The organism is Prevotella sp. HMSC073D09, from assembly GCF_001814145.1.
GTDB classification, from domain to species: domain Bacteria; phylum Bacteroidota; class Bacteroidia; order Bacteroidales; family Bacteroidaceae; genus Prevotella; species Prevotella conceptionensis.
On record NZ_KV815036.1, the window covers coordinates 17,438 to 25,676 of the forward strand.

Annotated in this window: 4 protein-coding genes; all 4 read right to left on the reverse strand. The window is 40.9% G+C overall.

Going from position 1 to position 8,239, the window contains the following annotated elements; translation table 11 throughout:
- Window positions 1-518: 518 nt before the first annotated feature.
- On the reverse strand, window positions 519-1,295 hold the full coding sequence (locus HMPREF2955_RS01640) for an ABC transporter permease (protein ID WP_070720274.1): 777 nt from the start codon (window positions 1,293-1,295) through the stop codon (window positions 519-521).
- Complete coding sequence (locus HMPREF2955_RS01645) at window positions 1,292-2,194, reverse strand: ATP-binding cassette domain-containing protein (protein ID WP_070720276.1); 903 nt, start codon at window positions 2,192-2,194, stop codon at window positions 1,292-1,294. The genes HMPREF2955_RS01640 and HMPREF2955_RS01645 overlap by 4 nt, the downstream gene beginning before the upstream one ends.
- A gap of 859 nt (window positions 2,195-3,053) precedes the next feature.
- The gene (locus tag HMPREF2955_RS01655; RefSeq protein ID WP_070720280.1) at window positions 3,054-5,966 is read right to left on the reverse strand and encodes a hypothetical protein; all 2,913 of its coding nucleotides are present in this window, start codon (window positions 5,964-5,966) and stop codon (window positions 3,054-3,056) included.
- Between the two features lie 138 nt (window positions 5,967-6,104).
- Window positions 6,105-8,048, reverse strand: coding sequence for an NAD(+) synthase (locus tag HMPREF2955_RS01660; protein ID WP_070720282.1), 1,944 nt, complete (start codon window positions 8,046-8,048; stop codon window positions 6,105-6,107).
- Window positions 8,049-8,239: the final 191 nt, after the last annotated feature.

Sequence of the window (8,239 nt, forward strand, 5' to 3'; positions counted from 1 at the left end):
CTTTTTGCATCAAAACCAACCTTCGCGAGAATCGTTTTTTTGCGGCAAGGTTGGCGATTGGTGGCTGGAAATGGCACTCATAATGTTAAATTTCTGACTAAAAACTAGACAAAAATGCGATTGCGGTGTGTACACGTGCATGGGTAACGGCACGAAAAGCACGTAAGCTTACTACCGCCAGCGCGAGCGGTTGCCGGGCATACTACCCACGGTCAACGGAGTCAGTATATGGGAACGCAGAAGTAATATGTTATCGACAGCTGGTTTTTCAACTTGTAGAGAATGAATAGGACGACTTCCACTTGGCCACTTTTTGAGATATAACCACGTTTCGCCACATACAAATGGGCTGGAATATCAGATTTCATCGTATCCTTGTTCCAGTACTTTGTACATGAAGAGGAGTGTTTGTCTTCGCTTTACAGCACAAAGACAATAAGCCCCTCTCAAATTATAGAAACATTAAAAGTTAAGACTACTTCAATTGTTTGATTCTTTTTTTGCAGCAGGTGTATCTTTTATTTTTTCCTTATAAATACAAAAAATGAGATAACGATAAAGAATGGCACATAGGCTATGCTTGCGTATTCGCTTTTTGAAAAGTTTATTATTCCGCTATAAACATAGTGGTTTAATCTCCACACTGTGCTATAGGGTATAAGATAGATATAATCTTTATTTTGAGCAATAATACCAAAGATCGTCATGAGGCTAGCAAACCCAATAGGTAAAACAAAACTCTTAAAAATCAAACTAAGATTATATTGTATAAATGAAACAGCAGAAAGGGCTATAAACAAATACAAGAAATATGAAACCATTAGGGTATTAACATTATAACTGGAGAATTTATATCCAGGTAATAACTTATCCAGAGCAAAACCAGACAGGAGGAAAGTAAGATAACCTATAAGGGAAGAAATAAAGATAATCTCCAAAAGGAAGACAATTTTGCTCGAGTAAACTGTCACCTTGCTCATAGGTCTTGTAAAAAGAAGTCTAAATCCATAATTCTTATATTCTACATCGCATAAAGAATAACTCAAAACGGCAGCAAGAATTGGATAAAGCAGACTATAGAATTCAAAGATGTATCTACCCAATAACCATACCCAAGGATTATAATCAAAAGTTATTGCCGGATTATTGACAGCATCAGCATGTTTAAACAAGATATATACATCAATATATAAAGTAATGAAAAAAGGAAATAACAAGAAGAGCCAAATGGCAATGTTAAATCTTAATTTATAGTGTTCACTTTTAAGAATGGTAAAGAATGATACTGGTTTCATAAGTCGGTTTTTATTAGATGAAGGAATACAGACTCCAATTTTTCTTGGCATTTATCTGCAAATATAATTTGAATATTGTTTTGTTGCATTAAATTTCTAAAACTGTCAAAAGAGCCATCTTGTTCTATTTCTATGACAAACGTCCTGTCAGAAATCCTATTTACGGGAATCAAGTGCTCTTTACATATCTCCATGCCTCGTTCCGGCTGGTCCGTATATATTAAATATGAAAGCTTTTTCTGATTGAGTAGACTATGAATTTCTCCTTGAAACAATAATCTTTTGTTATTTAACACTCCGATATGTGTGCATATTTTCTCCAGTTCTGCTAAGATATGTCCTGATATGAAAATCGTTTTTCCTTCGCTTTGAAGTTTGAGCATTAGCTCTCTCATTTCATAAACACCTTGCGGATCTAGTCCATTGAGTGGTTCGTCAAGAATGAGTAATTTCGGATTATGAAACATTGCCATCGCAATTCCCAAGCGTTGTTTCATTCCTGTAGAATATTTTCTAACTTTTTTGTCTTTATCTTTGGTCAAATTCACAAGTTCTAAAACCTCTTTAATGCGCTTTTGTCCACAATGATATAGCATATCCAGATAGTTTAGATTCTCATAGGCACTCAAATCTGCATAGAAGAATGGTTGTTCTACCAGGCATCCTATATTTTGAAGGATATACGATCTGTTAGAATGAAATTCTTTTTGATTGAAAAATACCGTATTTTTTGGGGTTTGCTCCAATCCTAAAAGTATCTTTATCGTAGTAGATTTACCCTCCCCATTCTTGCCTAAGTATCCATAAATGGAACCCTCTGGAATCTTCAAGTTAATGTCTTCTAATACAGAATGATTTCTGTAGTTAAAAGTGAGATGGTTGGTTTCTAGTATATTCATAATCAACACTATCTTTTAAAAATATTCGTATTTAAATGATTTTATGTAATTCAGTAGCTCTTATTTAGAACTATTTGATATTCTAAATAACTCATTGGAAGATATGGTGAAATGTTTTTGGGCGAAAAGAGCTATTCTCTTTTCTCGGATGATATAAATGGAATAAATGAGCATCAACCCTATATACATTATTTCCAAGGTTTGTGAATCTATTATGGCAGTCATAATATTCATTACCCCATCCATAATGTCTTTCATTTTTCATGTCCACATCAATATATTTATTACTATTTACAAATACGTCACCTCCATACATTGGCTGATTGCAAAGAAAATAAAGCATGTTAGTTTTTTATAGAGGATCTTGATATCTTTAGTGTTTAAAATAATATCTCCGCAAAATATCTGATGTTTGATAAACAATTCCATTATAAGGATATGCGATGTCTGCCTGACTTGAACGAAGAATATTGTCGGCATCCATAACAGATTTTTTATCAATATTTGTATCAGAATCCCAATTTGCAGTAATTGGTGTATTTATTAGTAGGCGATTCATGAATTGTATTTTCGATTTATGATAGGTTATGAAGCACAAGAGCTAAATTGCGGATATGTCATATTTGATGCAAAAATAAGAAAAGTGTTTGAAATAAAGCATGGGGCAACATTGTTTAACGCTTTATGTATTAAAGTAGCAAGTGCGAATTTATAAGATTCTCTTTTTAAGAGCAAATTCTGATGTCCTACAACTATGCCGAACTCAGGTTGTATGAAATTGTTTACCAGCCGGAGGTTGTGTCTAAATCACTGATGCGCTATTGAATATAAAGGAAATAGGTAAGTGGGTGAGGTATCCCTATTTCTTCCCTCCCACATTCATCTTATAAATAGCATGTAGCATGATGTAGTGGGGGATTGTGTTGTAGCGTATCTCGCTCTTTCCTTGACCATTCACTTGATAATCTACGCTCTTAAGTTGATGGAAAAGGTCGAACGCTTCGAGTTTCACGGCAAATCTACCTTTCATGAAGCTTTGAGTAACGTACGCATTGCACATCAAGTTGTTGGTATTAATCTGCTCATCGGCATAGCCTCTTCGGCTAAACATCTTGAGATCCATTCCCATTTCCAATCCCGTTTTCATACTATACGAACCGATGAAGCCATATTCGTAGTCGTAGGTGTTGAAGGGTGTAAAGCCCTTACGGGTACTATTGACGTTTCGCCATGAGAGCTGTCCCATCAAACTCAAGCTTAAGGTTTCTTTTTGGTACTTCACCTCCAGGTATTGGCGGGTAGTGTGGTTATTCACTTTGCTCAATACGCTACTCGTTTGTCCTGCAACTCCCGTCAAGTCTACATTGTGGTCGTAGTTATATTCTATTTCGGTGAATAAGTTGAAGTATTTCATGCTATCCAACGGAACATTATAATAAATATCGCTATGTGCTGACCAGTTGCCGTTTACGTTCTCGGGTTTATAAGTATATACCCCCGTTTGTGGGTCGTAGATGAACCCGTTTGCCACGGCATTGTGCGTTTCTTGAATACCGAAGTAGATGGAAGGTAAATTGTATCGTCTATTATGCTTATCGCTAAATCTTATTCCCAATGAACTCTGTCTGCTATTTTTTAAGTTCGGATTTCCCAATGATATGGCTAAAGGGTTGGAGTTGTCGCGGCGGTCAATCAACGAATACATATCGGGAGTAGTGGTTGTCGAATTACCCCACGCCATAAATTGATATTCATTATGAATCAATTGACCTGAAAAGTTTATTTGTTTGACCCAATTATTCCGAGAAATAGCTTTTGTTACCGGTTCACTTCTATAATCCAATTGTTCTTTTTTATGGCTTAGAGACGTAAATGCGCCAAATGTAAAGGAGTTTTTTCCTTTTCTTTTCATATAATGTGCACCCAGTACTCCCATATGTTGTTTGCTCATGTAGTAGCCTGTATAACTATTATCGAGGTCTAACGAACGTAAGAGGGTATCCCGCTTAGAAGGCAAACTTCCAATACTATGGTCTTCATTCTGCCACTCTTTCAAGCGGTCTAATCGAAATTTGTTGTTGTTTCGATAATTGCCAGCTTGCCTGTATTCATACCCAGTGATGAGGTTAAAGCCTGAAGGGAGAACAAATATGTACTGAGGACTAAAAGAATATGAATAGGTATAAGAAGGTGATTCATCATATCGATTGCGATAATCTTTCTTTCCCGCCCCCTGAAGATAGTCTAATTGGTATTTGCTAAAGGCATAATTCTTGATGTTTTCGTATGTGCTTTTGACTTGAACTCCTATTCTGTCACCCGATTTTAAAGGTTTTCCCAAGTATGTATCCAATGCTGAACTGAGTGTATGACCATTGCCGAGCGTTTGAGACAATTGCCTATTTATGCCTTTATAGGTGGAGAGCCGTTGAAGGGGTAAGGTAAAAGCAGAGTCAAGGATAGCTTCTGTTGACCCTAAACTCTTGGGGGCAGTCTGGAAAGAGGCAGACTTGTCTGTACTGAAGTTATCAAACTTGTTATAATTCAACCACAGCATAGCCATAAGTTGGTATGACTTATTGACATGAAACTGATCATTTAGTTCATAAATAGTATTCTTGGTGGTACTATTGTTAATGCGTCGTGTAAAGTTGTTGTTAGCGGTACCCAAGAAAGATTCAGCTGCCGTGTGTGTGATATTATGGGTGCTGAGCCATGAAACACTTGTCGATAGACTATTATTTACCGTGTTCTTCTCGTTACTGTTGGCAAAGTTTAGACCGATGGTCTTTCGGGTTACTTGTCCTTTTGGCAACTTGGTAGGATCCCAGTCGCCCTTCTCGCCTGGCTTTCGGTCTTCGTTTACGTTGTTGATATTGGCAAAGGTAGAGACTTGTATGCGTGGTGTAAAATACAAGCCGAACAACTTGAGGGCGTATCTGCTATTGGTTCCACCCGCAATGTCGGCATTACCGATGAAGTTTTTTTCGTATTGTTTCTTCAGTTGAATATCCATCACGTAGTCTTTTTTCTCAACGTCAATGCCCATAGCCTGGCTCTTTTCGGTGCTCTTTTCAAACACTTTGAGGTCTTTAACGGTGTAATTGGGTAGGTTTTCGATGAGTTGTTTGTTGTTACCCTTGAAGAAATCCTTTCCGTTGAGTGTGAGGTAATCGAGTTTACGGCCATTAATGAATATCTCACCATTGCTGTTCATCGTTGCTCCAGGCAGTTGTCGAATGAGCGCATCGAGCATACTACCTTCGGGAAGGTTGAAGGCCTCGGCATTAAAGACAATGGTGTCGCCTTTGTTAACCATTTTGATTTTGGTACTCTTCACCACTACTTCGACCAAGTTATGTTCCACATCTTCCATTCGTTTTCGTTTCAGGGTAAGGTCTTTCAAGTCAATCACCGTTGCACGAGTCTTGAAGCTAATCTCATGATTGTAGTAAGTGGTTTCGTATTTGGGATTTTCCACCTTGATGATATATTTGCCTTCGGATACCTTGGGTATCATAAAGAAATAGGCTTCCGGGTGAACGGCATTCCTGTTCCAAGTCTGTGTGGAACAAGAATCAATAACCGTGCTATCAGGAGCCATCAAGGTTATCTTACTATCGACGATGGCAAGGTTTGTAAAACTATCTACCACGCGCCCGTACATTTTCATTTCGCGTGTTTTTTTAGAAGTGGTTGAATGCTGTTGTGCAAATGATTGCTGAGGCAAAGCCAGTATCATGGATAATAATATTCCCAAAAGTTGTTTCATCGTTATTAGATGTTTTCTATGTCAATTATAATAGATGATGAAGTCGTCTTGACTTTTAATATTTCTATAAATTGAGAGGAGTTTATTTTCTTTGTAATGAAAAACCAAGATAAAAACTCCTCTTGTGTACTTTCTTGTTTAGAGTTTATCGCACTCGTCGAGCCACATTTTGGCCGTTGCATCGCTGGGCATTCGCCAATCGCCACGAGGACTAAGGCTAACGCTACCCACTTTGGGGCCATCGGGCAGGCACGAACGCTTGAACTGTTGGGCGAAGAAACGGCGGAGGAACACCCTTAGCCAATGCTTTATCTCGTCGTCGGAATAGTGGTTGGCGCGTTGTTGCGGTGATGCAAAGGCATGACGAGCCATGATAAAGAGGCGTTGGGGTGTGAAACCGTGGCGCAAGAAGTGGTAGATGAAGAAGTCGTGTAGCTCGTATGGGCCTACGAGATCTTCGGTTTTCTGCTTGATGTTGCCTGCTTCGTCGGCAGGAATAAGTTCTGGTGAGATAGGCGTGTCGATGATATCGTAAAGCGTTTGGCAGGTGGCCTCGTTGTGCATGGTTTGTGCAACGTGGCGAACAAGGTGCTTGATGAGGGTCTTGGGGATGCTTACGTTTACGGCATACATGCTCATGTGGTCGCCGTTGTAGGTGGCCCAGCCCAATGCCAGTTCGGAAAGGTCGCCCGTTCCCACAACAATTCCGCCGAGTTTGTTGCCCAAATCCATAAGAATTTGGGTGCGTTCGCGTGCCTGTCCGTTTTCATACACCACGTCGTGCACGGCCATGTCGTGGCCAATGTCTTCGAAATGTTGGGTTACACTTTTGGCGATGTTGATTTCGTGGGTGGTTATTCCCAATTCGCGCATTAAGTCGATGGCGTTTCGGTAGGTTCGGTTGGTTGTACCAAAGCCTGGCATGGTAACGCCGATGATGCCCTCGCGCGAAAGGCCTAGCTTGTCGAATGTGCGCACACATACAAGCAGGGCGAGTGTGGAGTCTAGTCCGCCACTGATGCCCAGCACCACCTTTGAGGCATGGATGTGTTTAAGGCGTTGGGCCAAGCCCGACACTTGGATGTTGAAAATCTCTTCGCAACTGTCGTACATCTGTTCGTCTTGCGGTACAAAGGGCAAGGGGTCGATGGTGCGTTGCAGGGCGAGAGGCTTGTTGGCGAGAGGGGCTTTGGCCGTATGCAACAAGGCTGTGTGCCCGTGTTGGGCGTTAACGTAGGTACTATTGGTGCGCCGTTCGGCACGAAGTTTAAAGATGTCTATCTCGGACATGACGATTTGCGGCTCGAAATCAAAACGCTTGTTCTGGGCAAGGAGTTTCCCGTTTTCGTAAATCAGGGCATTTCCACCGTAAACCACGTCTTGTGTGCTTTCGCCAAAGCCGCATCCGCTGTACACATAGCCTGCCATTGTACGCGCACTTTGCTGTGCTAGCAGACTTTTAAGGTAGGCGTGTTTGCCGATAAGCTCGTCGCTGGCCGAGAGATTGCAAACGATGTCGGCGCCAGCAAGTGCCAAATAAGTGCCGGGGGGATTGGGTGCCCATACGTCTTCGCATATTTCTACGCCGAATTTTACGCCATCGGCGGTAACGAAGATTTGGCTTTGCGCTGTGAGTAGGGCTTGCTGACCAGCGTAGTGGATGGATGTTTCGTTGAGATGGTGGGTGGATGCGAACCATCTTTTTTCGTAAAACTCGCTGTAATTGGGCAGGTAGGTTTTGGGAACGATGCCAAGGATGTGGCCTCTTTGAAAGACCACGGCGCAATTGAGCAAGACACTGTCTACTGCGACAGGCACGCCAACCACGGCAATGATGTCTAACGCCTTCGTGTTTTCGAGCAGTGAGCCTACTGCTTGTTCGGCTTGCTCGATGAGTAGCTGCTGTGTGAAGAGGTCTTGACAGGTGTAGCCCGTGATGCCTAGTTCGGGAAACACCACGATTTCGGCTCCTTGTTCGTTGGCTTGCTTGATTTGCAGCTCTGTTTGTTCGGCGTTGAAATGGCAGTCGGCCACTTTAACAGCAGGAATAGCTGCCGCTACTTTGATATATCCGTGTTGCATAATTTCTTTTTTGAGGAGTTCTTTTTGAGGAGTTAAGGAGTTATGGAGTTAAGGAGTTAAGCCAAATGCTTTGCGAGTTTCGTCAACTAGAATCCTAGGAGAACTAGGAAATCTAGGGAAATTAGGAAATCTAGGGAAACTAGGAAATCTAGGGAAACTAGGAAATCTAGGAGAGCTAGGAAATCTAGGAG